General features: G+C 67.5%; 24 protein-coding genes and 1 rRNA gene. 16 read left to right on the top strand and 9 right to left on the bottom strand.

Annotated features, from left to right (window positions below; all coding sequences use genetic code 11):
• The first annotated feature begins 175 nt into the window (after positions 1 to 175).
• Positions 176 to 290 (top strand): 5S ribosomal RNA (gene rrf, locus IAE58_RS13275).
• Between the two features lie 233 nt (positions 291 to 523).
• Here rrf and IAE58_RS13280 read toward each other — a convergent pair.
• Positions 524 to 2,236, bottom strand: coding sequence for a M28 family metallopeptidase (locus tag IAE58_RS13280; protein ID WP_199933890.1), 1,713 nt, complete (start codon positions 2,234 to 2,236; stop codon positions 524 to 526).
• A 79-nt stretch (positions 2,237 to 2,315) separates the two neighbouring features.
• The gene (locus tag IAE58_RS13285; RefSeq protein WP_108757616.1) at positions 2,316 to 2,978 is read right to left on the bottom strand and encodes a hypothetical protein; all 663 of its coding nucleotides are present in this window, start codon (positions 2,976 to 2,978) and stop codon (positions 2,316 to 2,318) included.
• Between the two features lie 94 nt (positions 2,979 to 3,072).
• On the opposite strand from IAE58_RS13285, the gene IAE58_RS13290 reads away from it, so the two are divergent.
• Both IAE58_RS13290 and IAE58_RS13295 read left to right on the top strand, forming a co-directional pair.
• Positions 3,073 to 4,374, top strand: a complete 1,302-nt coding sequence (locus tag IAE58_RS13290) for a peptidoglycan DD-metalloendopeptidase family protein (RefSeq protein WP_199933889.1) — start codon at positions 3,073 to 3,075, stop codon at positions 4,372 to 4,374.
• A 107-nt stretch (positions 4,375 to 4,481) separates the two neighbouring features.
• Complete coding sequence (locus tag IAE58_RS13295) at positions 4,482 to 5,894, top strand: S41 family peptidase (RefSeq protein ID WP_199933888.1); 1,413 nt, start codon at positions 4,482 to 4,484, stop codon at positions 5,892 to 5,894.
• A gap of 162 nt (positions 5,895 to 6,056) precedes the next feature.
• Here IAE58_RS13295 and IAE58_RS13300 read toward each other — a convergent pair whose 3' ends face one another.
• Positions 6,057 to 6,749 (bottom strand): rhomboid family intramembrane serine protease, encoded by a 693-nt coding sequence (locus IAE58_RS13300; protein ID WP_108748229.1) that lies wholly within the window; start codon positions 6,747 to 6,749, stop codon positions 6,057 to 6,059.
• 225 nt (positions 6,750 to 6,974) lie between these two features.
• Here IAE58_RS13300 and IAE58_RS13305 point away from each other — a divergent pair, with 225 nt between their 5' ends.
• The 3 genes from IAE58_RS13305 (at position 6,975) to IAE58_RS13315 (ending at position 10,203) form a co-directional block, all read left to right on the top strand.
• Entirely contained in the window at positions 6,975 to 8,402 is a 1,428-nt protein-coding gene (locus tag IAE58_RS13305) for an outer membrane protein transport protein (protein WP_108755193.1), read from the top strand.
• Between the two features lie 135 nt (positions 8,403 to 8,537).
• Complete coding sequence (pnuC, locus tag IAE58_RS13310) at positions 8,538 to 9,146, top strand: nicotinamide riboside transporter PnuC (protein WP_108751932.1); 609 nt, start codon at positions 8,538 to 8,540, stop codon at positions 9,144 to 9,146.
• Entirely contained in the window at positions 9,133 to 10,203 is a 1,071-nt protein-coding gene (locus IAE58_RS13315) for an AAA family ATPase (RefSeq protein WP_199933887.1), read from the top strand. The genes pnuC and IAE58_RS13315 overlap by 14 nt, the downstream gene beginning before the upstream one ends.
• 99 nt (positions 10,204 to 10,302) lie before the next feature.
• Here the strand turns inward: IAE58_RS13315 and putA are convergent, their stop codons facing one another.
• Positions 10,303 to 13,521 (bottom strand): bifunctional proline dehydrogenase/L-glutamate gamma-semialdehyde dehydrogenase PutA, encoded by a 3,219-nt coding sequence (putA, locus tag IAE58_RS13320; protein WP_108751934.1) that lies wholly within the window; start codon positions 13,519 to 13,521, stop codon positions 10,303 to 10,305.
• 273 nt (positions 13,522 to 13,794) lie between these two features.
• Here putA and IAE58_RS13325 point away from each other — a divergent pair, with 273 nt between their 5' ends.
• The 6 genes from IAE58_RS13325 to IAE58_RS13350 are packed head-to-tail and all read left to right on the top strand — an operon-like array spanning position 13,795 to position 18,651.
• Positions 13,795 to 14,271, top strand: coding sequence for a DUF2244 domain-containing protein (locus IAE58_RS13325; RefSeq protein ID WP_108748234.1), 477 nt, complete (start codon positions 13,795 to 13,797; stop codon positions 14,269 to 14,271).
• A gap of 11 nt (positions 14,272 to 14,282) precedes the next feature.
• A complete protein-coding gene (coxB, locus tag IAE58_RS13330; RefSeq protein WP_199933886.1) occupies positions 14,283 to 15,215 on the top strand; it encodes a cytochrome c oxidase subunit II in 933 nt (310 codons plus the stop codon).
• Between the two features lie 59 nt (positions 15,216 to 15,274).
• Positions 15,275 to 16,882 carry a cytochrome c oxidase subunit I gene (gene ctaD, locus IAE58_RS13335; RefSeq protein ID WP_199933885.1) on the top strand — a complete coding sequence of 536 codons (1,608 nt, stop codon included), beginning with the start codon at positions 15,275 to 15,277 and terminating at the stop codon, positions 16,880 to 16,882.
• A gap of 8 nt (positions 16,883 to 16,890) precedes the next feature.
• Positions 16,891 to 17,175, top strand: a complete 285-nt coding sequence (locus IAE58_RS13340) for a hypothetical protein (RefSeq protein WP_199933884.1) — start codon at positions 16,891 to 16,893, stop codon at positions 17,173 to 17,175.
• Complete coding sequence (locus IAE58_RS13345; protein WP_108751938.1) at positions 17,172 to 17,762, top strand: cytochrome c oxidase assembly protein; 591 nt, start codon at positions 17,172 to 17,174, stop codon at positions 17,760 to 17,762. The genes IAE58_RS13340 and IAE58_RS13345 overlap by 4 nt, the downstream gene beginning before the upstream one ends.
• A gap of 13 nt (positions 17,763 to 17,775) precedes the next feature.
• A complete protein-coding gene (locus IAE58_RS13350) occupies positions 17,776 to 18,651 on the top strand; it encodes a cytochrome c oxidase subunit 3 (RefSeq protein WP_108748239.1) in 876 nt (291 codons plus the stop codon).
• A 20-nt stretch (positions 18,652 to 18,671) separates the two neighbouring features.
• On the opposite strand, the gene IAE58_RS13355 is transcribed toward IAE58_RS13350, so the two are convergent.
• Complete coding sequence (locus IAE58_RS13355) at positions 18,672 to 18,890, bottom strand: twin transmembrane helix small protein (RefSeq protein ID WP_108748240.1); 219 nt, start codon at positions 18,888 to 18,890, stop codon at positions 18,672 to 18,674.
• Between the two features lie 57 nt (positions 18,891 to 18,947).
• Here IAE58_RS13355 and IAE58_RS13360 point away from each other — a divergent pair, with 57 nt between their 5' ends.
• The 4 genes from IAE58_RS13360 (at position 18,948) to cyoE (ending at position 22,406) form a co-directional block, all read left to right on the top strand.
• A complete protein-coding gene (locus tag IAE58_RS13360) occupies positions 18,948 to 19,655 on the top strand; it encodes an SURF1 family protein (RefSeq protein WP_199933883.1) in 708 nt (235 codons plus the stop codon).
• A 109-nt stretch (positions 19,656 to 19,764) separates the two neighbouring features.
• Positions 19,765 to 20,334 (top strand): hypothetical protein, encoded by a 570-nt coding sequence (locus tag IAE58_RS13365; RefSeq protein WP_108751940.1) that lies wholly within the window; start codon positions 19,765 to 19,767, stop codon positions 20,332 to 20,334.
• Between the two features lie 10 nt (positions 20,335 to 20,344).
• A complete protein-coding gene (locus IAE58_RS13370; RefSeq protein WP_199933882.1) occupies positions 20,345 to 21,508 on the top strand; it encodes a COX15/CtaA family protein in 1,164 nt (387 codons plus the stop codon).
• A gap of 4 nt (positions 21,509 to 21,512) precedes the next feature.
• Positions 21,513 to 22,406 (top strand): heme o synthase, encoded by an 894-nt coding sequence (cyoE, locus tag IAE58_RS13375; RefSeq protein WP_199933881.1) that lies wholly within the window; start codon positions 21,513 to 21,515, stop codon positions 22,404 to 22,406.
• Positions 22,407 to 22,445: 39 nt separating this feature from the next.
• Here cyoE and IAE58_RS13380 read toward each other — a convergent pair whose 3' ends face one another.
• Genes IAE58_RS13380 through IAE58_RS13395 form a run of 4 tightly spaced genes read right to left on the bottom strand, consistent with a single transcriptional unit; the run spans position 22,446 to position 26,696 of the window.
• The gene (locus IAE58_RS13380; protein ID WP_108761027.1) at positions 22,446 to 23,417 is read right to left on the bottom strand and encodes a bile acid:sodium symporter family protein; all 972 of its coding nucleotides are present in this window, start codon (positions 23,415 to 23,417) and stop codon (positions 22,446 to 22,448) included.
• 28 nt (positions 23,418 to 23,445) lie between these two features.
• The gene (locus IAE58_RS13385; RefSeq protein ID WP_199933880.1) at positions 23,446 to 23,946 is read right to left on the bottom strand and encodes a sulfur transferase domain-containing protein; all 501 of its coding nucleotides are present in this window, start codon (positions 23,944 to 23,946) and stop codon (positions 23,446 to 23,448) included.
• A 22-nt stretch (positions 23,947 to 23,968) separates the two neighbouring features.
• Complete coding sequence (dnaG, locus tag IAE58_RS13390; RefSeq protein ID WP_199933879.1) at positions 23,969 to 25,711, bottom strand: DNA primase; 1,743 nt, start codon at positions 25,709 to 25,711, stop codon at positions 23,969 to 23,971.
• Between the two features lie 58 nt (positions 25,712 to 25,769).
• On the bottom strand, positions 25,770 to 26,696 hold the full coding sequence (locus IAE58_RS13395) for a YihY/virulence factor BrkB family protein (protein WP_199933878.1): 927 nt from the start codon (positions 26,694 to 26,696) through the stop codon (positions 25,770 to 25,772).
• Positions 26,697 to 26,807: the final 111 nt, after the last annotated feature.

Below are 26,807 nucleotides of genomic sequence, written 5' to 3' on the forward strand. Positions count from 1 at the left end.
GTAGTGTGGCTCAAGCCATGCGAGAGTAGGTCATCGCCAGGGTTTACACCCAAAAACCCCGCTGCTCACGCAGCGGGGTTTTTTCTTATTAAGTGAAGGCGCTGCTTTTCCGGGTACCTTCCGCCCCAAGGGCAAGATCGCGAGCTGGCGCTGCAAGCGCTGCTGCAACCGTCTCCCTGGTGAAATTAGCGCTGTGGAACCACCCGATCCCATCCCGAACTCGGAAGTGAAACGCAGCTGCGCCGATGGTAGTGTGGCTCAAGCCATGCGAGAGTAGGTCATCGCCAGGGTTTATACCCAAAACCCCGCTGCTCACGCAGCGGGGTTTTTCTTTGCGCGAAACCAAGCACCCGATGGATCCACGCCACGCGTGGACGGGTAGCGCCGGGCCATGCCCGGCGGAAAGCAGTGCCAACCAAGGTTGGCCCCCCTGGCGGTGGCACAAAAAAAGCGGCGCCCCGGGGGGCGCCGCTGCTTCAGTCGAGCAAGCTCGACTCTACCGATCAATCGAGCAGACGCGGCGTTAAGGGGCCGCGGCCTTGTTCTTCATCATGGTGTCGCGGGCGGCCTTGAAGGGATTGCCTTCGTACCAGTTCGGCCAGCGATCGCCGCCCGCCAGTTCCTTGCCCACGCCGTACATCAGCTGCAGATCTTCCACGGTGCCATCCAGCTTCCAGGTGGCCGCGTCGAACTCATCCTTCGGGCCGTGGTAGCGGTTGTTGCCGTAGTCGGTCGCCGCCTTGCGGCCGGCGTCAACGCCGCCGTCGCGCAGGTCTTCACCGCCATCGGCATACAGGGCCGGCACACCGGCCTTGGCGAAGTTGAAGTGGTCGGAACGGAAGTAGAAGCCGCTCTGCACCGAGGTTTCACCGTGCAGGGTACGGTCCTGTGCGGCCGCCAGCGGCTTCAGGATGTCTTCCAGCTCGGAACTGCCGAAGCCGGTCACGGTCACGTCCTTGGCACGGCCGGCCACCGACATCGCGTCGATGTTGATCACCCCGGCAATCTTGTCCAGCGGGAAGGTCGGGTGGGCCACGTAGTACTTCGAACCCAGCAGGCCCGACTCTTCCAGGGTGACCGCCAGGAACACCACCGAGCGCTCCGGCTTCGGGTCCTGGTGGGCCATGGCTTCGGCCACTTCCAGGATGCCGGCTACGCCGGTGGCGTTGTCCACGGCACCGTTGTAGATGTTGTCGCCTTCCTCGCCCTCATGCTTGCCCAGATGGTCCCAGTGGGCCATGTACAGCACCGCTTCGTCGGCACGCTTGCTGCCCGGCAGCACGCCCACCACGTTGCGCGACTGCTTCTGCGCGACCTGGCTCTTCAGGTCGACCGAGGCGGTGGCCTGCAGCGGTACCGGCTTGAAGCCGCGCTTGCTGGCGTCCTTGTAGGCTTGGGCCAGGTCCAGGCCGGCACCGGCGAACAGCGCCTTGGCGGCCTCGGCACTCAGCCAGCCCTGCACCGGCAGGCGGCGCTCCGGATCATCCTTGGCCGGCAGGTCGTACTGCGGGCCGGCCCAGGAGTTCTTCACCACATCCCAGCCATAGGAGGCACCGGCGGTGTCATGCACGATCAGTGCGCCGGCGGCGCCCTTGCGCGCGGCCTCTTCGAACTTGTAGGTCCAGCGGCCGTAATAGGTCATGCGCTTGCCGTCGAACAGGGTCTGGTCGTCGACGTGGAAGCCCGGGTCATTGACGAACATGACTACCGTCTTGCCCTTCCAGTCCTGGCCCTGGTAGTCGTTCCACTTCTGCTCCGGCGCGTCCACGCCGTAGCCGACGAACACCAGGTTGCTGGCATCCAGCTTCACTTCGGTCTGGCCGGTACGGGTGCCGACCACCATGTCGGTGCCGAACTTCAGCTCGGTGCTCTTGCCGCCCTGCTCGATCTTCAGCACGGTCGATTCATCGGCCGTGGTTTCGGTCATCGGCACGTCCTGGAACCAGCTGTCACCGTTGCCCGGTTGCAGGCCGATGCGCTGCATCTGGTCGCGGATGTAGTTGACCGTCAGCTCTTCGCCCTTGCTGCCGGGGGCGCGGCCTTCGAACTCATCCGAGGCCAGAGTCTTCACCATCTCGCTGAAATCGGCGGCGTTGATGTCCGGCGAGAACGCGTGGTTGGCCGGCTTGGCCGCCGCAGCGCTGTCGGTGGCCGGCGCGGGGGCGGGCGTGTCTTCGCCCTTGCAGGCGCTGAGCGCGGCCGCAGCGGCCAGGCACAGAAGGAGTTTACGGGGCATCGTCGGTATCCTGGATACAGAAGGGGGCCGCGCCAGGCACGGCCAGGGAACGGGGATCAGTCCCCGGTGCAGCACGACGTCAATCCGCCGGGGCGGTATCGGTGTCGAACGGGATGGCGTCGGCGCCGGTGACCGGACCGATGCGGGCGCTGCGGTGCACGTACAGCACCACCTCGCGCTCGAATTCCAGCGGGCCACTGACCACGGCATTGGGGCCGATGATGATGCGCGGCTTGCGGCTGGTGGTGAGCGAGACGCTGAAGTTCGGCTTGCGCACGTGCACGCCACCGGACACCTGCGAACCGATGCCGACGGTGATGTCACCGTTCACCGTTTCCACGTCCTTGCGCACCCGGCTGTTGACCAGGCCGATGCCACCGTTGACCGTTTCCACGCCGCCTTCGATCTGGCTGCCGGCGTCGCTGAAGATGCTGCCGTTGACCGTGCTGACATCGCCGTGGGCGATCACCTCGCGGCCCAGGCGAACGCCACCGTTCACCGTCTCGATGCTGCCGGTGCGTGCGCGGTCGGCCACGGTCACCCCGCCGTTGACGGTGTCGATGCTGCCGGTTTCCACGCCTTCGCCCACGCGGATGCTGCCATTGACGGTATCCAGCTTGCCGTAGCGCTGGCCCGGATCGGCGCCGATGCTGCCGTTGACCTTGCTGATGTTTTCCTGCGCCGCCAGCGGCGCGGCGGCCAGCAGCAGGCCCAACAGCAGCGGAATGGAATGGGTTTTCATGGGGACCTCGTTGTTGTGCGGCTGGCAGGCCGCGTGCGGAGATGTCACCATTCCCCGGCACCCCCTGCAACTGCCTGAAGTCACTGGAAAGCCCTTGCGCCACAACGTCTTCCCCTCACGCCAGCATCACATCGCCGCCCGCGGCGCGCGTTGCCTGTTGCTGGGGCTGGCCTTGGCGCTGGCACTGCCGGTGCCGGGCGGGGCGCAGACTGCGTCCACCCGCGAAGCCGAGCGCAAGCTGCAGAAGCTGCGCAGCGAGCTGAAGGACGTGGCGCAGGAGCGCCGGCAGATCGAGGGCCAGCGTGGCCAGGCATCGCGGCAGCTGCGCGAGGCCGACGAAAAAGTGGCCCGCACCGGCCGCAGCCTGGCCCAGACGGAAAGCGCGCTGCGCGAACAGGCCCAGGCCCTGGCCCAGGCCGAGCAGCGCCGCAACGAACTGCAGGCCACCCTGGCCAAGCAGCATCGCGAACTGGCCGGCCTGCTGCGCGCGGCCTACCAGTTGGGCAATCACGCGCCGCTGAAGCTGCTGCTGTCGCAGGACACGGTGGCCGATGCCAACCGCGCCCTGGCCTACCACCGTTACCTGCAGCGCGAGCGCGCCGAGCGCATCGCCACCCTCACCGCGGATCTGCAGGAACTGGAAACGCTGCAGGCCCAGATCGCCCAGCGCCAGCAGCATCTTCAGGGCGCCCAGCGCGACCAGAAGCAGCAGGCCGCCACCCTGGCTGCCGACCGCCGCGAACGGGCGCAGACGGTGGCATCGCTGGAAGAACGCTTCAAGGACAAGCGCGAGAAGGAACAGGCGCTGGGCCAGGATGCCAAGGCGCTGGAAACCCTGCTGGCCAACCTGCGCGCCGCTGCCGCCCGCGCCGAAGCCGAGCGCCGCGCCGCTGCACGCAAGGCGGCGGCGGAAAAGGCCGCGGCCGAAAAGGCCGCACGCCAGGCCAAGGCTGAAGGCCGCCCGGCGCCGCCCACCAAGGTACCGCCGGCAGTGGCCTCGGCGCCCGCGCCGAAGGTTGGCGGCCTGGGCTGGCCGCTGTCGGGCAATCTGCTGGCCCGCTATGGCGGCAAGCTGCCCGATGGCCGTACCAGCAGCGGCGTGCTGATCGGTGCGCCGGCCGGCAGCACGGTCACGGCGGTGGCCGATGGCACCGTGGTGTTTTCCGACTGGATGACCGGCTACGGCATGATCCTGATCGTCGACCACGGCAATGGCTACATGAGCCTGTACGCGCACAACGACACCCTGCTGAAGGATGCTGGCGCGCGCGTCAGCCGCGGCGATGCGGTGGCCAAGGTCGGCAACTCCGGCGGCCAGGGCGTCACCGCGCTGTACTTCGAACTGCGCCGCGGTGGCCAACCGGTCAATCCGGACAGCTGGCTGCAGCGCCGCTGAATCCTGGCGGCCGCATGGCCGCGGGATTCAACGGGAATTTACCCACGCTTCGCGCATAATCGGTGCATGTGCCTTGGGCACGATGCCACCGTCGACAGGAGTGATCCATGCGCGCAGCCCGTACCGCCACCCTCTTGCTGGCCTTGTTGCCAGCGTTGTCCTGGGCGCAGCAGACCGCGCCTGCGGCCGCTGCCGAAACCCCGGCGCAGGCCGCCAGCAACGAAGAGGCGGTGACATCAAAGGTGCCGCTGGAAGATATCCGGCGCTTCGTGGCGGTCTACAACGCCGTGCGTGCGGCCTACGTGGACCCGGTGGACGACAACAAGCTGATGCAGTCGGCGGTGCGTGGCCTGCTGCTGGACCTGGATCCGCACAGCACCTACTTCAACAAGGAAGACGCCGAGGCCTTCGACGAACAGGCCAACGGCGCCTATGAAGGCATTGGCGTGGAGCTGCAGCAGCAGCCCGACAACGCTTCGATGAAGGTGATTTCGCCGATTGACGATACGCCTGCGGCCAAGGCCGGCATCCTGGCGGGCGATCTGATCATCGCCATCGACGGCAAGCCGATCAGCGCCATCGATGCCAGCGAACCGCTGCGCGGCCCGGCCGGCAGCAAGGTGGTGCTGACCATCGTGCGCGAGGGCAAGCCCAAGCCGTTCGATGTGCCGCTCACCCGGCAGACCATCCGCGTGACCAGCGTGCGCAGCCGCCTGCTGGAACCGGGTTACGGCTATATCCGCCTGGCCACGTTCCAGGCCGACACCGGCGCTGATTTCCAGAAGCACGTGCAGCAGCTGCAGAAGCAGTCCGGCGGCAGCCTGAAGGGCCTGGTGCTGGATCTGCGCAGCAACCCCGGTGGTCTGCTGACAGCCGCCGTGCAGGTGGCCGACGACCTGCTGGAGAAGGGCAACATCGTCAGCACGCGCGGCCGCATCCGTATCAGTGATGCACGCTTCGACGCCACTCCGGGCGACCTGCTGAAGGGCGCGCCGGTGGTGGTGCTGGTCGATGCCGGTTCGGCCAGTGCGTCGGAAGTGCTGGCCGGTGCGCTGCGCGACAACCAGCGGGCACGCGTGGTCGGCAGCCGCACCTTCGGCAAGGGCTCGGTGCAGACCGTGCTGCCGCTGGACAACGGCGACTCGGTGAAGCTGACCACCGCGCGCTACTACACGCCCAGTGGCAAATCGATCCAGGCCACCGGCATCGTGCCGGACGTGGAACTGAAGCCGGCGCCCACGCCGGAAGAAGACGCGCTGCCAGCCAGCCTGAGCGACTACAGCGAGGCGACCCTGCCGGGCCACCTGCGTGGCGACGACGAAGGCACCGAGGGCTACCGCGCCGGCGCCGTGCTGCCGGGTGATGGCCCGATCGACGATGGCCTGGCCGAACTGAAGAGCCCCGGTTCGGTGGCCGCGCGGCTGAAGGCCGAGGCCGCCAAGGCTGCCGCAGCCAAGCCGCCGGCAAAGGCTGAAGCGAAGGCTGAAGCAAAGCCCGTGCCGGCCCCGACCAAGCCCTGACGGTAGCGCCGGGCCATGCCCGGCGATGCGTTCCCCTGCGCTGACGCGCGCGATTGGTAGAGTCGAGCTTGCTCGACTGTTTTTTCCTGAAGCAGTCGAGCAAGCTCGACTCTACGGACCGGCCAGAGCAGTCGAGCAAGCTCGACTCTACGAAGATGATGGCTAGAAGCCGTGGCGCTTGCGCAGCTTGCGGGCGATCGCGGCGCGCACGTACACGCCGTAGAGCAGGCCGAACAGGAAGCCGCCGATGTGCGCCCACCAGGCCACCATGCCGAAGGTCGGGCCGATGTAGGCGAATACCACCTGCAGCGCTGCCCACACGCCGATCAGCAGGTAGGCCGGGGCGCGCACGAATTCCAGGAACAGGCCCAGCGGAATGACCACCCCCAGCCGCGCGCCGGGGAACAGCGCCAGATAGGCGCCGATCAGCGCCGACACCGCGCCACTGGCGCCGATGATGATCTGGTCGGGGCTGCCCATGGTGTAGATCGCCACCAGGTTCGATACCGCCCCGCCCAGCAGGAACAGCAGCAGCAACCGCCACGGGCCCAGCACGCGCTCGGCGGGCAGGCCGAAGATCAGCAGGAACACCAGGTTGCCCAGCAGGTGCGACCAGTCGGCGTGCAGGAACAGGGCGGTGAACAGGCGCAGCACGCTGCCGTCCTGCAGGGTGGCCCAGTAGTCCAGCGGGTGGGTCAGGCCGGTGGACAGGGCACCCCAGTCCAGCCACAGGCTGCGACGGGCGTCGTCCGGGCGCGAGATCGACCACAGGAACGCCAGCCACACTGACGCAAACAACACGGGCGTGGCCCAGCGCAGGGCCGCCTTCTTGCGTGAGGGGAGCGAGACGAACATGGGCGCTAGCCTAGCGTGCGCGGGCATTGTGCGGGGAGGCGCCTGTTCATGTTTTGCGAAGGGAAATGCCCCGCTGCTGTTATTGTTTCATTAACGGCTCTGAGTGATACTCGCATACGGCGTCGTATGTCGGGAGGGGAATCCGGCGCGTTCTGGCGGGCCTTCGGGTCCGGTAGGCGCAGGCGCACTCAGAGCACCATCACCGCTTACCGGAGAGAGAACACGATGCAAACTGCTTCCACCATTGCCCGACTGACCCTGCTGGCCGTCGGCGTTGCCGGTGCGCTGGCCGCCGCCGATGCCAACGCCGCTGCCTTCCAGCTGAAGGAAAACAGCGCCAAGGGCCTCGGCCGCGCGTTCGCCGGCTCGACCTCTGCCGAAGGCGATGCCTCGGTGGTCGCCACCAACCCGGCCTCGATGCGCCTGCTCGACGGCACCCAGTTCCAGGGTGACGTGAGCGCCATCAGCTTCGGCGCCAAGTTCCGCGGCGAAGGCCAGTACGGCAACGGCGCCCCGATTTCCGGCGGCAACGGCGGCGACGCCGGCATGATCGCCCCGGTTCCGGCCGCGTACTTCCACGTGCCGTTCGGCGAAAAGGACAACATGCACTTCGGTGTGTCGCTGTCGGTGCCGTTCGGCTTCAAGACCGAATACGACCGTGACTGGGTCGGCCGCTACAACGGCGTGAAGACCGAACTGCAGGCCGTCGACCTGGGCGCCGCGTTCTCCTACGACGTGAACCCGTACCTGTCCTTCGGTGCGTCGGTGTTCGTCGAGCGCCTGGACGTTGACCTGACCAGCGCCGTCGATGCCGGCACCGCCATCAACGCCAGCGCCCAGCAGCGTGCTGCTGCCACCGTGCTGGCCCGTGGCGGCACCCAGGCCCAGGCCGCTGCCGCCGCCCGCCAGGCCGGTATCCAGGCTGCCCAGCTGGGCTTCTCGCCGGGTACCGCCGATGGCTACCTGCGCATCAAGGGCGACGAAATGTCCGTGGGTTACACCCTGGGCATGACCGTCAGCCCGGTGGAAGGCACCAACATCGCCTTCAGCTACCGCTCGGAAGTGGAACACAAGATCACCGACGGCAAGGCCGACTTCACCATGACCCCGGCTGCGGCCGCGTTCCTGGCCAGCGCTGCCCCGGGTACCTTCGTTGACAGCAACGGCCGTGCCACCATCACCCTGCCGGCCAGCGCCACGGTCAGCGTCAGCCACCGCGTGAACGACCAGTGGAAGATCATGGCCGACGTTTCACGCACCGCGTGGAGCAAGTTCGACCAGGTCACGGTTGACTACGATTCCAACCAGCCCGACAGCGTGCTGCCGTTCCACTACCGCGACACCACCTTCGCTTCGATCGGTACCGAGTACCGTCTGAACGAGCAGCTGACCCTGCGCGGCGGCCTGGCGTACGACCAGACCCCGACCACCGATGCCCACCGCGACGTGCGCGTGCCGGACACCACCCGCAAGTGGCTGTCGCTGGGTCTGACCTGGGCCCCGTCGGAGAAGATGGAATACAGCGTGGGCTACACCCACCTGTTCACCAAGGATCCGAACATCACCTCGACCTCGGCCACCGGCAACACCGTGACCGGCAAGTACAAGGTGACCGGCGACGTGCTGGCCGCTTCGATGCAGTACAAGTTCTGATAAAGGCCACGGCCTGACGCAGTACAGGGAGAGCCCCGCGCAAGCGGGGCTTTCTTTTTGTGGGCCATCCACGCATGGCGTGGATCTACTGGTGCGCCGCCCACGCGTGGTGCGTGGATCGACGACAATAGCGGCATGAACCTGTCCGATCCCAATTTCCAGCTGGAGCTGGCTGCCAACATCGCCGTCGCGGGCTCGATCCTGCTGGCCGGGCGCAACAACGTCCACACCTGGTGGCTGGGCATCGTCGGCTGCGCGCTGTTCGCTGCGGTGTTCGAGCGTTCGCACCTGTACGCCGACATGGTGCTGCAGGGCTTCTTCATCGTCATCAGCGTGCTGGGCTGGTGGCAGTGGCTGCGGGGCGACCACGGCGCGCCGTTGCCGATCACCTCGCTGCGTCCGCGCGCCTGGGCGTGGTTGCTGCCGCTGGCGGTGGTGGGCACGCTGGGCTATGGCTGGATGCTGACCCGCCTGACCCAGGCCTATGCGCCGTACATCGATTCGGCAGTGCTGGTGCTGAGCGTGATCGCGCAGATCCTGATGATGCAGCGCAAGCTGGAATCGTGGTGGGTGTGGCTGCTGGTGAACACCATTGCGGTGCCGCTGTACTACAGCCGCGGCCTGCACCTGACCTCGATCCTGTACATCGGTTTCTGGATCAATGCGCTGGTGGCGCTGCGCCATTGGCGCACGCTGATGCGCGCCGACCGTGCGGCGGCGGGCGCAGCCGATGCCACTGCCTGACACGGTGCCGCGTGGGTTGGTGGTGGGCAAGTTCTGCCCGCTGCACCGCGGCCATGAACGGCTGATCGAATTCGCCGCCGCGCGCTGCCAACAGCTGCTGGTGATCGGCTGGTCGCAGCCGGGGTTCGCCGGTTACAGCGCCGGGCGGCGCGAGCGCTGGCTGCGTGCGCGCTTTCCGCAGGCGACCGTCGCGGTGCTGGATGACGACCGCCTGGCCGCCCTGTGCCGCGCGCATGGCGTGCCGCTGCGCGCGCTGCCGCAGGACAGCGAAAGCGAGCAGGTGCAGCGCGCCTTCACCGCGTGGCTGTGCCTGGCGCTGTTCGGTGGCCCGGTGCAGGCGGTGTTCACCGGCGAAGACTATGGCGATGGTTTCGCCGCCGCCTTGGCCCAGCAGTTCGCTGCACCGGTGCAGCATCATCGGCTGGACCGCGCGACCGACATCGGCCAGGCCAGTGGTACGCAACTGCGTGCCGACCCGCACGCGCACCGCAGCAGCCTGTCGCCGGCGGTGTACGCCGACCACGTGCAGCGCGTCGCCTTCATCGGTGGCGAATCCACCGGCAAGAGCACGTTGGCGCGGGTGCTGGGCGAACGCCTGGGCACGGCCTGGGTGCCCGAGTTCGGCCGTACGTTGTGGGAACAGCAGGGCGGCGAGCTGCACGCGCAGGATCTGCTGCGCATCGCCGCGACCCAGCCGCAGCATGAAGAGCAGGCGGCGCAGCACGCGCACCGTTGGCTGTTCTGCGATACCACGCCGCTGGTCACCCTGGGCTACAGCGACTGGATGTTCCAGACCGCGCCAGCGGAACTGCAGCGCGCCGCAGCGCGGCCCTACGACCTGCTGTTCCTGTGCGCGCCGGACATTCCCTTCGTGCAGGATGGCACGCGCGTGGGCGTGGAATTCCGCGCACGGCAGCACGCGTGGTACCTGCAGCAGCTGCAGGCGCGCGGGGTGCCGCATGTGCTGCTGGAAGGTGATCTGGACGCGCGGGTTGCGCGGGTGCAGGCCGCGCTGGCGACGCGCGTGGACAACCGCTTCAGCGTGGTGGCCGGGTAAGCGCCGCACATCGCCTGGCGCCACCGGAAGGGCACAAAAAAACCCCGCTTTCGCGGGGTTTTCCGTGCATCCATCACACCCGTGGAAGGGAGGGGGGTCTTAGTCGCCCAGGGTCAGCAGCGAGGCATTGCCACCGGCGGCGGTGGTGTTCACCGTCACCGTCTTTTCAGTGGCGAAGCGCAGCAGGTAGTGCGGGCCGCCCGCCTTGGGGCCGGTGCCGGACAGGCCCTGGCCGCCGAACGGCTGCACGCCCACCACTGCACCGATCTGGTTGCGGTTGACGTAGACGTTGCCGACGTGGACGCCGTTGCTGATGCGGTCCACGGTTTCGTCGATGCGCGAATGCACGCCCAGGGTCAGGCCGTAACCGGTGGCGTTGATCTGGTCGATCACTGCATCCAGCTGCTCACCCTTCCAGCGGATCACGTGCAGCACCGGGCCGAAGACTTCCTTCTGCAGCTGGCCCAGGTCCTTCAGTTCGTACGCACGCGGTGCGAAGAAGGTGCCATGGGCGGCTTCGGCGGACAGTTCGGCAGCGGCGATCAGGCGCGCTTCGCGGTCCATGCGCTCGGCGTGGTCCTGCAGGATCTTCAGCGCGTCGGCGTCGATCACCGGGCCGACGTCGGTGGACAGCAGGCCAGGGTTGCCGACCTTCAGTTCCTTCATTGCGCCGGCCAGCATGGTCATCACCTTGTCGGCGATGTCGTCCTGCACGAACAGCACGCGCGCGGCCGAGCAGCGCTGGCCAGCGGAGGTGAAGGCCGAACCGATGGCGTCCTTGACCAGCTGTTCCGGCAGCGCCGAAGAGTCGGCGATGAAGGCGTTCTGGCCGCCGGTTTCGGCAATCAGCACGCCGATGGCGGCATCGCGCGCGGCCATGGCGCGGTTGATTGCGCGGGCGGTTTCGGTGGAGCCGGTGAAGGCCACGCCGGCCACGCGCGGATCGGCGGTCAGGGCGGCGCCGACGGTGGCACCGTCGCCCGGCAGGAACTGCACCACCTCAGCCGGCACGCCGGCGTCGTGCAGCAGCTTCACCGCATAGTAGCCGATCAGGTTGGTCTGCTCGGCCGGCTTGGCGATCACGCTGTTGCCGGCGGCCAGGGCGGCGGCCACCTGGCCCAGGAAGATTGCCAGCGGGAAGTTCCACGGGCTGATGCAGACGAACACGCCACGGCCGTGCAGCTGCAGCTCGTTGGATTCACCGGTCGGGCTGGGCAGCTTTTCGGCGTGGCTGAACTGCTCGCGCGCCTGCTTGGCGTAGTAGCGCAGGAAATCCACCGCTTCGCGCACTTCGGCAATGCCGTCGGGCAGGCTCTTGCCGGCTTCCTTCACGCACAGCGCCATGAATTCGGGCATGCGCGCTTCCAGCTGGTCGGCGGCATGTTCCAGGATGGCGGCGCGGCTGGCTGCCGGCGTGCGGTTCCAGGCCGGCTGCGCGGCCACGGCGTTGGCCAGCGCCTTCTGCACGGTGGCGGCATCGGCGGCCTGCCACTGGCCCACCACGTCGCGGCTGTCGGCCGGGTTGGTGACCGGCAGCGAGGCACCGGTGGTGACCGCACCCGGCACCAGCGGCGCGGCCTGCCACGGCTTTACTGCAGCGTTGATCTGCTCGGCCAGGGCGCGCAGTTCGTTGTCGTTGGCGAGGTTGGCGCCCATGGAGTTCTTCCTGTCGTGGTTCTGGCTGCGCAGCAGGTCAACCGGCAGCGGGATCTTGGGGTGCGGAATCGATTCGAACGAAGCGACCATCTCGACCGGGTCGCGGACCAGGTCGGCGATCGGCACGCGCTCGTCGGTGATGCGGTTGACGAAGCTGGAGTTGGCGCCGTTTTCCAGCAGGCGGCGCACCAGGTACGGCAGCAGGTCTTCGTGCGAACCGACCGGCGCGTACACGCGGCAGGGCAGGCCCAGGCGATCGGCCGGCACCACTTCGGCGTACAGGTCATCGCCCATGCCGTGCAGCTTCTGGTGCTCGTACACGCCGCCGTTGGCGATGCTGCGCACCGCGGCGATGGTGTGCGCGTTGTGCGTGGCGAACATCGGATAGATCGCGTCGGCATGGGTGAACAGACGCTTGGCACAGGCCAGGTAGGACACGTCGGTGTTCTGCTTGCGGGTGAACACCGGGTAGCCCGGATAGCCCTCGATCTGCGCGCGCTTGATCTCGGCATCCCAGTAGGCACCCTTCACCAGGCGCACCTGCAGGCGGCGACCGGCGCGGCGCGCCATGTCGGCCAGGTGGTCGATGGTGTACGGGGTACGCTTCTGGTACGCCTGCACGACCACGCCGAAGCCATCCCAGCCGGCCAGCGAGGCGTCGGAGAACACCTGTTCGATGATGTCCAGCGACAGTTCCAGGCGGTCCGATTCTTCGGCGTCGACGGTGCAGCCGATGCCGTAGCTCTTGGCCAGCTGCGCCAGTTCCAGCACGCCCGGCACCAGGTCCTTCAGCACGCGTGCGCGCTTGGCATGTTCGTAGCGCGGGTACAGCGCCGACAGCTTGATCGAGATGCCCGGCGCGTTGTTGACGTCGCCGTCGGGGCGGCCGCCGCGTGCCTTGTGATCACCGCCAATGGCGTGGATCGCACGACGGTAGTCTTCCAGGTAGCGCAGCGCGTCCTTCATGGTCAGCGCGCCTTCGCCCAGCATGTCGAAGGAATAGCGGTAGCTGGCGTTGTCGCCCTTGTGCGAGCGCGCCAGTGCTTCGCTGATGGTGCGGCCCATCACGAACTGGTGGCCCATGATCTTCATCGCCTGGCGCACGGCCAGGCGCACCACGGGTTCACCCACGCGGCCGACCAGGCGCTTGAACGCGCTGGGCGCGTCGGCGCGGGTGGCGTCGTTCATCTGCACCAGCTTGCCGGTCAGCATCAGGCCCCAGGTGGAGGCGTTGACCAGCACCGAGTCGCTGCCGCCCAGGTGCTTTTCCCAGTCGGCATCGGCCAGCTTGTCGCGGATCAGCTTGTCGGCGGTGTCCTGGTCGGGAATGCGCAGCAGCGCCTCGGCCACGCACATCAGCAGCACGCCTTCCTCGCTGCCCAGGTCGTACTGGCGCATGAAGGCTTCGATCGCGCCCTGGTCCTTGGCGCGCACGCGCACCCGGCCGACCAGGTCGGCGGCCAGCGCCTGCACCCTGGCCTGCTCCTCGGCCGGCAGGCGGGCCTGCGCCAGCAGGTCACGCACGTGGCTGGCCTCGTCCTTCAACCAGGCGTCGGTGATGGCCTGGCGGAACGGGTTGGGGGGCGCCGGCAGTTCCGGCGACAGCAGCGCGCCCGGACGCGGCGCGTCGTTGGCGGTGGGGGAGGAAGAGGGTGCGTTCATGCCGGTCCGGCCAGTGGAAAACTTGGCGATTTTAATCATTTTTTGGCCGCCGGGAAGGGCCTGCCAGCGCCCCTGATGAACGGCGATAGCCCCTGATGGCGGTGGATTCAGCCTGTTCAGCCAGCCTGGTATTATTTGTGCCGAATTCGTCATTCGCGCCGCCGGGCTCATGCTGTATTGCAACATCGGAAAAAGTGTGAATGCACCCTTGCTACCGGCGAGAGGGCAGGGCTACCATCGAGACGTTTCCCGCGGCAGGAACGCGGTTGCGACATGATCGAGGTGCTTCCAGCTCCGGATGGGTCAGGTACGCAGCTGCGGCTGCGTCCCCCACGGGCGCTCGATGCCCGGCAGTTCATCCTGTTGTTCACCGTGTTGGGCGGGGCGATGTGGCTGGTTTCGGCCGTCGGTTGGCTGGCTGGCAATGTATTCGCCCCCCTGTTCGCGCTGCTGTACAGCCTGTTGCTGGCAGCCGCCCTGCGCGCCCTGTGGCGCAGCGGCGAACGGCAGGAGGAGATCCGGGTAGTGCCGGCGTGTGTGGAGGTCATCCCCACGCCCGGTGGTTCGCCGGTGTTCCGCGCGCACCCGCATTGGGTACGCCTGGTCACCGGTGATGAGAGGGTCCGGCTGGCATCCAGCGGACGGCAGGTGGAGGTGGGGAGTTTCCTCGCGCCGGCCGAACGCCAGACGCTTGCTGAAATGCTTGAAGGCTTGCTCGCCGCCAGCGATGGCGGCAACCGACGACGCTAAGGGTCTAGGCAATGAAGCAAAGCAGCAGGTGGGGCACGAAGTGCGTTGCAGCGGCCGCCGCGGTGGTGGCCGGGGGACTGGTACCGGCACTGGCCTGGGCACAGGCGGCCGATCCCAAGCCGTGGCAGCTGAACATGGGCAAGGGGGTCACCCAGACCTCGCGCCTGGCCTGGGAGTCGAACAATCTGTCGCTGATCATCTGCACAGTGATCGGGGTCATCGTGTTCGGCGCGATGGGCTATGCGATGTTCAAGTTCCGCAAGTCCAAGGGCGCGGTGGCGGCCACCTTCAGCCACAACACCAAGGCCGAGATCATCTGGACCGTCATTCCGGTGATCATATTGGTGGTGATGGCCTGGCCGGCCACGGCCAACCTGATCAAGATGTACGACACCCGCGATGCCGAGATGACGGTGAAGATCACCGGCTACCAGTGGATGTGGAAGTACGAATACCTGGGCGAGAACGTGACCTTCACCAGCCGCCTGGACCGCGAATCGGACCGGGTGCGGCAGAGTGGCATCGTGCCCGACCGCGAAAGCCACCCGCATTACCTGCTGGACGTGGACAACCGCCTGGTGCTGCCGGTCGATACCAAGGTGCGCTTCGTCATCACCTCCGACGATGTGATCCATGCCTGGTGGGTGCCGGCGCTGGGCTGGAAGCAGGACGCCATTCCCGGCTTCATCAACGAAGCCTGGACCAGCATCGAGCAGCCCGGCGTGTACCGCGGCCAGTGCGCCGAACTGTGCGGCAAGGACCACGGCTTCATGCCGATCGTGGTCGAGGCGGTGTCCAAGGAAGACTTCAGGCAGTGGCTGGCCCAGCGCAAGCCGGCGCCGCCTGCCGAGCCTGCTGCACCGGCCGCACCTGCAGCAGCAGAAGCCGCACCTGATGCCGCCGCGCCCACTGCGGCGCCGGCAGCGCCGGCCGACGGGGCCTGATCCATCACCCGTGGCCGCCTGCGGCCGCGGTGACAACCGATTCTGAGAGGTGTTTTGCAATGGCGCACTCGGCAGTTGGGCACGACGATCACCATCACCACCAGAGCTTCTTCGAGCGTTGGTTCTTCTCGACCAACCACAAGGACATCGGCACGCTGTACCTGGGTTTCAGCTTCATCATGTTCATCATCGGTGCGGCGATGAGCGTGGTGATCCGGGCCGAACTGGCGCAGCCGGGCCTGCAGTTCGTGAAGCCCGAATTCTTCAACCAGATGACCACCGTGCATGCACTGGTGATGATCTTCGGTGGCGTGATGCCGGCCTTCGTGGGCCTGGCCAACTGGATGATTCCGCTGCAGATCGGCGCGCCGGACATGGCCCTGCCGCGCATGAACAACTGGTCGTTCTGGCTGCTGCCGGTGGCCTTCAGCCTGTTGCTGCTGACCCTGTTCCTGCCCGGCGGTGCACCGGCCGGTGGCTGGACGCTGTACCCGCCGCTGTCGCTGCAGGGCGGCTACAACGTGGCCTTCAGCGTGTTCGCCATCCACGTGGCCGGCATCAGCTCTATCATGGGCGCGATCAACATCATCGCCACGGTGCTGAACATGCGCGCGCCGGGCATCGACCTGCTGAAGATGCCGATCTTCTGCTGGGCCTGGCTGATCACCGCGTTCCTGCTGATTGCGGTGATGCCGGTACTGGCCGGCGCGGTCACCATGCTGCTGACCGACAAGTTCTTCGGCACCAGCTTCTTCAATGCCGCCGGTGGCGGTGACCCGGTGATGTACCAGCACATCTTCTGGTTCTTCGGGCACCCCGAGGTCTACATCATGATCCTGCCCGCCTTCGGCGTGGTCAGCGAGATCATCCCGACCTTCAGCCGCAAGCCGCTGTTCGGCTACCAGGCGATGGTCTATGCCACGGCGGCGATCGCCTTCCTGTCGTTCATCGTCTGGGCCCACCACATGTTCACCGTGGGCATGCCGCTGGGCGGCGAGATCTACTTCATGTTCGCCACCATGCTGATCTCGATCCCCACCGGGGTGAAGGTGTTCAACTGGGTCAGCACCATGTGGCGCGGCTCGCTTACCTTCGAAGCGCCCATGCTGTGGTCGGTGGCCTTCGTCATCCTGTTCACCATCGGCGGGTTCTCCGGCCTGATGCTGGCCATCGTCGCCGCCGACTTCCAATACCACGACACCTACTTCGTGGTGGCCCACTTCCACTACGTGCTGGTGACCGGTGCGGTGTTCGCGCTGATCGCAGCGGTGTACTACTGGTGGCCGAAGTGGACCGGGCGCATGTACAGCGAGAAGTGGGCAAAGGCGCACTTCTGGTGGTCGATCGTGTTCGTGAACCTGCTGTTCTTCCCGCAGCACTTCCTCGGCCTGGCCGGCATGCCGCGGCGCATTCCCGATTACAGCGTGGCATTTGCCGACTGGAACCTGATCAGCTCGATCGGTGCGTTCGGCATGTTCGCTACGCCTTTCATGATGGCGGCGATCCTGCTGTCGTCGCTGCGCAATGGCGAAAAGGCCGCCGACCGTTCCTGGGAAGGCGCCCGCGGGCTGGAGTGGACGCTGCCCTCGCCGGCACCGGCGCACACCTTCACCACGCCGCCGACCCTGCGCCCGGGCGACCTGGCCCACGATGACATCACGCATTGAGGTGGGCCATGCATAACGAGAACCCGTTTCCGAGCTCGACTGACAGCGTGTTCGCCACCGGTAGAGTCGACTGTCAGTCGACTCGCGAAGAGCAGCCGACCAACGGTCGGCTCTACCGGGGCGAGGGAGAAGAGCAGCCGACCAACGGTCGGCTCTACCAAAGCCAGAACCAAAACCACAGCCACAAAATCGATCTGCAGCGCCAGCGCGCCCGCCGCACCGCACTGTGGGTGGGCGCCATTGCCGTGCTGGTCTACGTGGGCTTCATCCTGAGTGGGGTGATCGGCCGATGAGCGATGCACCGGCCACCGCGACCTCACGCAGCGCCGGCCTGCCGCGCCTGATCGGCGTGGCGGTGGCGGTGTTCCTGCTGACGTTCTCGCTGGTGCCGCTGTACCGCATCGCCTGCGAAAAAGTGTTCGGCGTGCGCTTGGAACGCGGCCCCGGCAGTGAAGCCAGCACCGGCGCCGCCACCGGCAAGCGCACCGTGCGCGTGGAATTCGACGGCGGGGTGAATTCGCGCCTGCCGTGGTCGTTCCACCCCGAGCAGCTGACCATGGACGTGGTGCCGGGCGAACTCAACGAAGCCCTGTACTTCGCCCGCAACGACAGTGCAGGCGCAGTGGTGGGCAGCGCCGTGCCCTCGGTGGCGCCGGCACGTGCGTCGGGGTTCTTCAGCAAGACCGAATGCTTCTGCTTCACCGCCCAGACCCTGCAGGCCGGTGAAAAGCGCGACATGCCGGTGCGCTTCATCGTCGATCCGGACCTGCCGCCGGAAATCAAGACGATCACCCTGTCCTACACCTTCTACCGCAACGATGCGCTGTCCGATCGGCTGGCTGCAGCCGCTACCTCGGAAGGCGCGCACGCCGCTCCCTGACCCGGAAACCGACATGGCCCAGACCCCGCACGACGCCAATGTGTACTTCGTCCCGGCCCAGAGCCGCTGGCCGTTCGTGGGCTCCATCGCGATGATGGTGACCATGGTGGGCGTGGCCAGCTGGTTGAACGATGCCAGTTGGGGCCGCTGGACCTTCTATGCCGGCCTGGCGATGCTGGTGCTGACCCTGTTCTGGTGGTTCAGCGATGTGGTGCGCGAATCGCAGGCCGGGCACTACAACCGCCAGGTCGATGGCTCGTTCCGCATGGGCATGGTCTGGTTCATCTTTTCCGAAGTGATGTTCTTCGGTGCCTTCTTCGGCGCGCTGTTCTACACCCGCAACCTGGGCCTGCCGTGGCTGAGCGGCGAAGGCGATGGGGTGATGACCAACGAGCTGCTGTGGCAGGGCTATTCGGCCGGCTGGCCGACCAATGGACCGGCGGCGATCGGTGGTGCGTTCCAGACCATTCCCGCCTGGGGCCTGCCGCTGATCAACACGCTGATCCTGCTCACTTCCGGCGTGACCCTGACCATCGCCCACCACGCCCTGAAGGGTGGCCACCGCCGCCAGCTGCTGGTGTGGCTGGGCCTGACCGTGCTGCTGGGCGCGTTCTTCCTGACCCTGCAGGCCGAGGAATACATCCACGCCTACAAGGAACTGAACCTGACCCTGGGTTCGGGCATCTACGGTTCCACGTTCTTCATGCTGACCGGCTTCCACGGTGCGCACGTGCTCCTGGGCACGATCATGCTGATCGTGATGTGGCTGCGCTCGGCCAAGGGCCACTTCACCCGCGACAACCACTTCGGCTTCGAAGCCGCCGCGTGGTACTGGCACTTCGTGGACGTGGTGTGGCTGATGCTGTTCCTGTTCGTCTACGTCCTTTGAGTGCGCAGCGGCAGGTACCCTCAGCCGCCGACGCCGTGCGGCTTGATCCAGCCCATGTAGATGCTGACGATCACCAGCGCGATCAGGGCCACCGACACCGCAATGCGGCGGGTGAGCGCATTGACCGTGCGCTTGGTCTGGCCGCGGTCGACCAGCAGGTAGTACAGGCCGGCGCCCAGATTCCAGACGATGACGATCAGGAACGCGATCACCAGCAGGGTCTTCAGCGAATCACTCATGCACGGCTCGGGGGCAGGGTGGATGCGCCTATCTGACCGCGTTTGCGTGGACTTGTCATGATGCGCCAGCACACACGCTGGATCGGCTGGCTGTTGGCGCTGCTGGCGATGGCCGGCTTCACCGCATTGGGCCTGTGGCAATTGCAGCGCATGCACGCCAAGCAGGCCCTGCTGGATGCGCAGGGCCCGGCGGTGGCGCAGGCGTTGCCGCTGGCGCAGGCGCTGGCGGCGCCCGGCGCACTGCATGGGGTGGCCGACCATGGCCGCTTCCTGCCCGGCGTGGTGCTGCTGGACAACCAGATGCGCCACGGCCGCGCCGGGGTGAAGGTGTACCGGCCCTTCCGCAGTGACAGTGGCAGCGTGCTGCTGGTGGACCTGGGTTGGCGCGCGCTGCCGCCGGACCGCACCTTGCCGGTGGTGGACGCGCTGCCGGCGCCGCTGGCGGTGCGCGGGTTGCTGGCGCCGCCGCCGTCGGCCGGCCTGGCGCTGGGCCCGGCGTTCAGTGAAACCGGCCAGCCCGGGCGCTGGCTGGCCAGCCGCCTGCAAGCGGATGGCCTGGCCCGCGCGCTGGGCCTGGCCGCGCTGCCCGACCGGGTGCTGCGGCTGGACCCGGCGCTGCCGATCGGCGACGAGCGCGACCTGGACCTGCTGCCCAACACCCTGCCGCCGCAGCGCCACCTGGGCTACGCCGTGCAGTGGTTCGGCCTGGCGCTGACCGTGCTGGTGGTGGCGCTGGTGCTGGAATGGCGCCGGCGGCGGCGTTGACCGGCGCCGGTGGGTGCCGACCTTGGTTGGCACCATTTCCCCCGACCAAGGCCGGGGGCTACCAGAGCGTCGGCCGCTTCCTTCCACCCAACCATGAGAAAATGCCCGCATGAACACCGCCACCACCCCGCAGGCACGCGGTTCCGGCCGCCGCACCCTGCTGCTGTTGTTCGCCGTGTTCTTCGGGGCGATGGCGCTGGCCGCCGTGCTGCGCTTCACCGGCTGGCAGCCCACCGGGCACCGCAATGCCGGGCAGTTGCTGCAGCCACCGGTGGACCTGCGCCAGCAGCCGCCAACCCTGGCCAACGGCCAGCCCTACCCGTGGAACCCCGAAGCGCGCACCTGGCGGCTGCTGGTGGCGCCGGCCGGGGCCTGTGACGCGCAGTGCGTCACTTTGTCGCAGGGACTGGGCAAGGTGTGGCAGCTGTTCGGCCATAACGCCGATAATGTGGAGATTCTGTGGCTGGGCACGCCACCGGCGCCGATCGCCGCACTGCCCGCGCTGCGGCCACTGGCGCCGTCGCCCGCCCTGCGCGCGGCGTTGCCCGGTGCCGACGATCCGGCCGGATTGCCGGTCTATGTGATCGATCCGAACGGCTTCGTGATCATGCGCCATGCCCCCGGCAGTGACCTGGGGGGCCTGCGCAAGGACATGGCCACGTTGCTGAAACTGAAGTGAGTCCCGTTTGATGAGCCTTTCCGCGCGTCCGGCGCTGCACCGTAATTTCCACCGCCTGGCGTGGTTCGCCATGATCATGACCGCCAGTACGATCATGTTCGGCGCCTTCGTGCGCCTGTCCGATGCTGGCCTGAGCTGCCCGGATTGGCCGACCTGCTACGGCCAGGCCACCTGGCCGCAGCACGTGGAAGAAACCATCGGCCACCCGGCCACCGAGATCCGCCCGCTGGAAACCCACAAGGCGTGGCGCGAGCAGGTGCACCGCTTCCTGGCCGGCGCGCTGGGCATCGAGATCCTGACCCTGGCCTTGCTGGCCACCCGCAAGCGGCGTTTCGGAAGCACGGCGGTGGTGACCGCCTGCGTGCTGGTGGCCGCCGGCATACCGCTGTACATGATGGGCTGGCATGGCACGGCCAGCGGCCTGGCCCTGATGGGTGAGGCGATCCTGCTGATCGCCGCGCTGCGCTGGGGCAACATCGACCTGGCGCGGGCGGCCCTGCTGACCCTGGCGGTGGTGATCTTCCAGGCCCTGCTGGGCATGTGGACGGTCACCCTGCTGCTGAAACCCATTGTGGTGATGGGCCACCTGCTGGGCGGCATGCTGATGTTCGGCCTGCTGGTCTGGATGGCGTGGCGGGCAACGCACCTGCCGATCACCCTGGCCGAAGCACCGAAACTGAAGTGGCTGCTGCGCATCGGTGTGGCCGTGCTGGTCACCCAGATCGCCCTGGGCGGCTGGGTCAGCGCCAACTACGCCGCGCTGGCCTGCGGTGGTGGCAGCGCGTCGCTGGACAACTTCCCGCGCTGTGCCAACCAGTGGTGGCCGCAGCACAACTTCGTGGAAGGCTTCACCCTGTGGCGCGGCATCGGCGTGGATTACGAAGGGGGCGTGCTGGATGGCGCCTCGCGCATCGCCATCCAGATGGCGCACCGCCTGTTCGCCATCGTGGTGGCGGCCTACCTGCTATGGCTGGGCCTGCGCCTGTTCCGCCTGCCCAGCATGCGCGGCTGGGCCAGTGCGCTGGTGGCCCTGCTGGTGCTGCAGGTCACCCTGGGCATCCTGAACGTTAAGCTGGCCCTGCCGCTGGCGGTGGCCGTGGCCCACAACGGCGTGGCCGTTGCCCTGCTGTTCGTGCTGGTGAGCCTGCTGGCCCGCCTGCGCGCGCCGGACTGATCGCATGTTTTCCAACTATCGCCAGTACTGGGACCTGACCAAGCCCAAGGTCGTGGCCCTGATCGTGTTCACCGCCCTGGTCGGCATGGTCCTGGCCATTCCGGGCGTACCCAGCTGGGAACAGGTGCGCGCCGGTGCGCTGGGTTTCCTGGGCATCTGGCTGGCCGCTTCGGCGGCCGCTGCCATCAACCAGCTGCTGGATGCGCATATCGATGCGCAGATGGCGCGCACCTCGTGGCGCCCGCTGGTGGTGGGCAAGGTCAAGCCGTGGCAGGTGCTGGTGTTTGCCGGCGTGCTGATCGTGCTGTCGATGGCGATCCTGCTGCTGTGGGTGAACTGGATCACCGCCGTGCTGACCTTCGCCTCGCTGATCGGCTATGCGGTGATCTACACCGTGTACCTGAAGCGTGCGACCTCGCAGAACATCGTCATTGGCGGCCTGGCCGGCGCGATGCCGCCGATGCTGGGCTGGGCGGCGATTACCGGCATGCAGGGCTCGTCGGACTGGGCGTATTCGTCGCTGCTGGTGCTGATCATCTTCATCTGGACCCCGCCGCACTTCTGGGCGCTGGCGATCTTCCGCCGCGAGGACTACGCCAAGGCGAAGATCCCGATGCTGCCGGTCACCCACGGCGTGGTGCACACGCGCAAGCAGATCCTGGCCTATTCGGTGGTGCTGGCGCTGGTGTGCGTGGTGCCGTACGTGGTGGGCATGAGCGGGCCGTTCTACCTGGGCGGGGCGATCGTGCTCAACGCCGTGTTCCTCTGGTATGCCTGGCGCATGCAGAACCCGCCGGATGAATTCTTCTCGATGAAGATGTTCCAGTACTCCATCGTGTACCTGATGGCGCTGTTCGCCTTCCTGCTGGTGGACCACTGGATCCTGCCCTGGTTGTAACCGGCTGATGCCGCCGGGCATGGCCCGGCGCTACCGGACTCAGGGCGCGCGCCGCGCATACCGCTGCGCAATCACACCGCAGACGATCAGCTGGATCTGGTGGTAGATCATCACCGGCAGCACGATGGCGCCCAGGCTGCCGCCGGCGAACAACACCTTGGCGATCGGTACGCCGGTGGCCAGGCTCTTCTTCGAACCGCAGAACACGATGGCGATCTCGTCTTCGCGGTTGAAGTGCAGGCGGCGCGCCAGGAAGGTGATGAGCGGCATGGCGATGCCCAGCAGCACGGCGGCCACCACGGCCACGGCGAACAGAGACAGCAGCGGTGTCTTGCTCCACAGCCCTTCGGTCACCGCTTCGCCGAACGCCGAATACACCACCAGCAGGATGGTGGCCTGGTCGGTGTAGCGCAGCAGCGCGCGCTGCTTTTCCACCCAGCCGGCAATCCACGGCCGCAGCAGGTGGCCGGCCACGAACGGCACCAGCAGCTGCAGCATGATGCCGCCGATGGCATGCAGCGGGTCGTGCACGCCGCCGGAGGTGCCGGCCAGGGCGGTCAGCAGCAGCGGGGTGAGGAACACGCCCAGGATGCTGGACAGCGACGCACTGCAGACCGCCGCCGGCACGTTGCCGCGCGCCATCGAGGTGAACGCGATGGACGACTGCACGGTGGACGGCAGCGTGCACAGGAACAGCACGCCCAGATACAGCTCGGGGGTCAGCAGCCAGCCCGACAGCGGCTTGAACATCAGCCCCAGCAGCGGGAACAGGATGAAGGTGCAGGCCAGGATGGTCAGGTGCAGGCGCCAGTGCAGCATGCCGCCGATGATCGATTCGCGTGGCAGGCGCGCGCCGTGCAGGAAGAACAGGGCGGCGATGGCCACGGTGGTGACATCGTCCAGCACCATGGCAGCGGCGCCCTTCATCGGCAGCAGCGAGGCCAGGGCCACGGTGCACAGCAGGGCGAGGGTGAAGTTGTCCGGTCGCAGGCGCGACCACCAGCGGGTCATGGTGGGCAGGCTCCTTGGTACGTGGGGTTCAGGGGGAGGTGGCCGGTTCCGCCAGACGCTGGCGGGTGGCGGCTTCCAGGGATTTCAGGCCGGCCCGTTGGCCCAATGGCAGAGCCTGGTCCGGGCTGGCATGTTCGTAACGTGCGTTGACCAGGGCGAGCACGGCACCGGCGCGGTTGCCCGAGGCGCAGTGCAGCAGCGCAGGGCCCTGGCTCTGCTGCAGCGCCTGGTGCACGGCGCGCACGTTGGCCGCATCCAGGCCCTCCGCGCCGGCCACCGGAATGCGCACGTAGCGCAGGCCCAATGCTTCGGCCTGGGCCGTTTCGTCGTAGCCGCGGTCTTCTTCGGGTTGGCGCAGGTCGATGACGGTGCGCACGCCCTGCGCGGCCAGCGCCTGCAGCTGCGCGGCACTGGGTTGGCCGCCGGCATGCAGGCCCGGGCGCACTTCGTTGATCGGGTTTTCCCCGGCCAGCGCGGCCAGGGGCGTGCAGAGCGACAACAACAGCAGGCAGGTCAGGCGCAGCAGCATGGTCTCTCCGTGGGTGGCCGCCCTACAGGCGCAGGGTGGCGCGCGCCTTCAGCAGCTCGCGCAGTTCGTACTTGTCAGTATCGTCCAGGCCCTGCTGGCGCTGCTTTGCCAACAGTTCGTCCAGACGTTGCACCAGCAGTTGTTTCTCCAGCTGGGCGACGGCGTCGTGCAGTTCCTGGGTCCACACCGCCTCATCGCCGGGCAGGGTCTGCGCGGCCAGCGTGTGCAGCGAGGCCTGCTCTTCGCGGCCGTCGAAATGCTGCAGCAGGGCGCCGGTGCTGATGTCCGGGCGCTGTTCGACCAGCCCCAGCAGTTCCAGCAGCAGCTCCACGCCGGGCAGGCGCAGGCCCTGGAAGTGGTGCTTGCCGCCCAGCGTGAGCGCCAGCGACGGCTGCTGCAGCAGTACCGCAATGGCACCGCGCACCAGGCTGCGCTTGGCGATGGGCTGGATCTGCCGGGCCGGCGCGCGCTGTGGCATCGGCGCGCGCGCGGCCGCCGCGTTGCCGCCGCCCAGGCCGGTCAGCTGCGCCAGCTGCTGCTTCATCAGGTCGCCGAAGGCGCCGTCGGGAATCTGCGCCAGCATCGGCTTTGCGCGTTCGGCCAGGCGGGCCTTGCCGTCCAGCGTGCCCAGGTTGATCTCGCGGGTCAGTTCATCGAAGAAGAACTGCGACAGCGGCGTGGCCTGCTTCAGGCGTTCGTTGAAGACCTCGGCGCCTTCCTTGCGCACGATGGTGTCCGGGTCCTCGCCGTCGGGCAGGAACAGGAAGAAGGCCTGGCGGCCATCCTTCATGCGCGGCAGCACTGATTCCAGCGCCTTCCAGCCGGCACGGCGGCCGGCGGCGTCACCGTCGAAGCAGAAGAACACGTCCGGCGCGTTGCGGAACAGCAGCTCGGCATGGTCGGGCGTGGTGGCCGTGCCCAGCGTGGCCACCGCCTGGGTGACCCCGAACTGGAACAGCGAGACCACGTCCATGTAGCCCTCGACCACGATCAGCCGTTCGATCTTCTGGTTCGCCTGGCGCACCTGCCACAGGCCGTACAGTTCGCGGCCCTTGTGGAACAGCGCGGTCTCGGGCGAGTTGAGGTACTTGGGGCCGTCGTCCTTCTCGAACACACGGCCACCGAAGGCGATCACCCGGCCACGGCGGTCGAAGATCGGGAACATCACCCGGTCGCGGAACTTGTCGTAGACGTGGCCGCGGTCGTTCTTGGAGAACAGGCCGGCGCGGTCGAGCAGCTTCATCTTGTGCTCGTCCTTGCCCAGCGCATCGCGCAGCCCGCTGTAGCCGTCCGGCGCGTAGCCGATCTGGAAGCGGGTGCGGTTTTCTTCGTCCACGCCGCGGCCATCCAGGTAGGCGCGCGCCTTGTCGCTGCTTTCCAGGTTCTTCTGGAAGAACTTCATGGCCGCATCCAGCGCGGCATACAGCTCGCGGCCTTCGTCCTGCTGCTGCGCGCTGCGCGGGTTCTCGCTGCGCGGCACTTCCATGCCGGCGCGCTTGGCCAGTTCGTCCACCGCGTCGAGGAATTCGAGGCGGTCGTAGTTCATCAGGAAGCTGATGGCGGTGCCGTGCGCGCCGCAGCCGAAGCAGTGGTAGAACTGCTTGGTGGGCGAGACGGTGAACGAGGCCGAGCGTTCATCGTGGAACGGGCAACGGGCGGCGTATTCCTTGCCCTGGCGCTTCAGCGGCACGCGGCTGCCGACCACCTCGACGATGTCGGAGCGGGCCAGCAGGTCGTCGATGAATGCGTCGGGGATACGGGCCATGGGCAACAGGGCAGGGGCGCGGCCGGCAGGGCCACGCAGAGGGGAACAGTCAGTGCCCCTAGTTTACCCCTTGCTGGGCATCTGCCTGCGCCGTGGCCGGATCGATGCCGGCCAGCGCCAGATGGTTGCGCGCGCGCAGGCGTTCGTCGATCACCGCAGTCATCAAGGCGCCGACGAAGAACACCACGGTGGCGTAGTAGATCCAGACCAGCGAAATGACCAGCGCGCCCATCGACCCGTAGGCGCTGCCCGGTGCGACGGTGGCGATGTATACGCCGATGCCATAGCGCCCCAGCGCGAACAGCGCCGAGGTGATGACGCCGCCGATGAACGCCTGGCGCCAGGCCACGCGGCGGTCCGGCAGGTAGTGGTACATGAAGGCGAAGCCGGCCGCGTACAGCAGCAGGCTGGTCAGGTAGCCGATGGCCGGCAGCACCGACGGCAGCTGCGCGAAGGCCACCTGCAGCATGGTGGTGGCGGTCATCGACAGGATCAGCAGGAAGCCCAGCGCCAGCACCACGCCGAAGGAGAACACACGCTTGCGCAGCCAGGCCTTGATGCCATCCAGGCGTTCGCCGCTGGTGCGGAAGATCAGGTTCAGTGCGTTCTGCAGCTGGGCGAACACCGCCGTGGCGCCGATGAACAGCAGCAGGGTGCTCCACAGCCCGGCCAGCGAGCCCACGTCGGGCTGGTTGTCGGCGTTCTTCAGCACGGTTTCGGCCACCGTGGCGGCACTGCTGCCGGCCACCGAGCTGATCTGTTCGACCAGGGCCTGCTGCGCGGGCGGGTACAGCGAGGCGGTCAGCCACAGCAGCAGCACCAGCAGCGGTGCCATCGACAGCAGGGCGTAGAAGGAGACCGAGGCGGCCTGGGTGAGCACATCGATGTCGACGAAGCGCTTGCCTACCGCCATCGGGAAACTGTCCTGCAGGCGCTGGACGTACTTTTGCAGATTCACGGGGACGCGGGGTACCGGTTCGACCATGCGGCTGTTGTAGCAGCCGGAGGTCGAAGGCGTGGTGAAGCGGACAGACGCAGGTAGCGGGGGGGGGCGGCCCCCCCCCCCCCGCCCCCCCCCCCCCCGGGCGCCCGGGGC

This window comes from Stenotrophomonas sp. S49 (assembly GCF_016624905.1).
In the GTDB taxonomy this organism is placed as follows: domain Bacteria; phylum Pseudomonadota; class Gammaproteobacteria; order Xanthomonadales; family Xanthomonadaceae; genus Stenotrophomonas.

Excerpts from the sequence above, each read along its gene's own strand:
- IAE58_RS13280 (WP_199933890.1), bottom strand. The coding sequence starts at position 2,236 with ATGCCCCGTAAACTCCTTCTGTGCCTGGCCGCTGCGGCCGCGCTCAGC.
- IAE58_RS13285 (WP_108757616.1), bottom strand. The coding sequence starts at position 2,978 with ATGAAAACCCATTCCATTCCGCTGCTGTTGGGCCTGCTGCTGGCCGCC.
- IAE58_RS13295 (WP_199933888.1), top strand. The coding sequence starts at position 4,482 with ATGCGCGCAGCCCGTACCGCCACCCTCTTGCTGGCCTTGTTGCCAGCG.
- IAE58_RS13300 (WP_108748229.1), bottom strand. The coding sequence starts at position 6,749 with ATGTTCGTCTCGCTCCCCTCACGCAAGAAGGCGGCCCTGCGCTGGGCC.
- IAE58_RS13305 (WP_108755193.1), top strand. The coding sequence starts at position 6,975 with ATGCAAACTGCTTCCACCATTGCCCGACTGACCCTGCTGGCCGTCGGC.
- pnuC (WP_108751932.1), top strand. The coding sequence starts at position 8,538 with ATGAACCTGTCCGATCCCAATTTCCAGCTGGAGCTGGCTGCCAACATC.
- IAE58_RS13315 (WP_199933887.1), top strand. The coding sequence starts at position 9,133 with ATGCCACTGCCTGACACGGTGCCGCGTGGGTTGGTGGTGGGCAAGTTC.
- putA (WP_108751934.1), bottom strand. The coding sequence starts at position 13,521 with ATGAACGCACCCTCTTCCTCCCCCACCGCCAACGACGCGCCGCGTCCG.
- IAE58_RS13325 (WP_108748234.1), top strand. The coding sequence starts at position 13,795 with ATGATCGAGGTGCTTCCAGCTCCGGATGGGTCAGGTACGCAGCTGCGG.
- coxB (WP_199933886.1), top strand. The coding sequence starts at position 14,283 with ATGAAGCAAAGCAGCAGGTGGGGCACGAAGTGCGTTGCAGCGGCCGCC.
- ctaD (WP_199933885.1), top strand. The coding sequence starts at position 15,275 with ATGGCGCACTCGGCAGTTGGGCACGACGATCACCATCACCACCAGAGC.
- IAE58_RS13340 (WP_199933884.1), top strand. The coding sequence starts at position 16,891 with ATGCATAACGAGAACCCGTTTCCGAGCTCGACTGACAGCGTGTTCGCC.
- IAE58_RS13345 (WP_108751938.1), top strand. The coding sequence starts at position 17,172 with ATGAGCGATGCACCGGCCACCGCGACCTCACGCAGCGCCGGCCTGCCG.
- IAE58_RS13350 (WP_108748239.1), top strand. The coding sequence starts at position 17,776 with ATGGCCCAGACCCCGCACGACGCCAATGTGTACTTCGTCCCGGCCCAG.
- IAE58_RS13355 (WP_108748240.1), bottom strand. The coding sequence starts at position 18,890 with ATGAGTGATTCGCTGAAGACCCTGCTGGTGATCGCGTTCCTGATCGTC.
- IAE58_RS13360 (WP_199933883.1), top strand. The coding sequence starts at position 18,948 with ATGATGCGCCAGCACACACGCTGGATCGGCTGGCTGTTGGCGCTGCTG.
- IAE58_RS13365 (WP_108751940.1), top strand. The coding sequence starts at position 19,765 with ATGAACACCGCCACCACCCCGCAGGCACGCGGTTCCGGCCGCCGCACC.
- IAE58_RS13370 (WP_199933882.1), top strand. The coding sequence starts at position 20,345 with ATGAGCCTTTCCGCGCGTCCGGCGCTGCACCGTAATTTCCACCGCCTG.
- cyoE (WP_199933881.1), top strand. The coding sequence starts at position 21,513 with ATGTTTTCCAACTATCGCCAGTACTGGGACCTGACCAAGCCCAAGGTC.
- IAE58_RS13380 (WP_108761027.1), bottom strand. The coding sequence starts at position 23,417 with ATGACCCGCTGGTGGTCGCGCCTGCGACCGGACAACTTCACCCTCGCC.
- IAE58_RS13385 (WP_199933880.1), bottom strand. The coding sequence starts at position 23,946 with ATGCTGCTGCGCCTGACCTGCCTGCTGTTGTTGTCGCTCTGCACGCCC.
- dnaG (WP_199933879.1), bottom strand. The coding sequence starts at position 25,711 with ATGGCCCGTATCCCCGACGCATTCATCGACGACCTGCTGGCCCGCTCC.
- IAE58_RS13395 (WP_199933878.1), bottom strand. The coding sequence starts at position 26,696 with ATGGTCGAACCGGTACCCCGCGTCCCCGTGAATCTGCAAAAGTACGTC.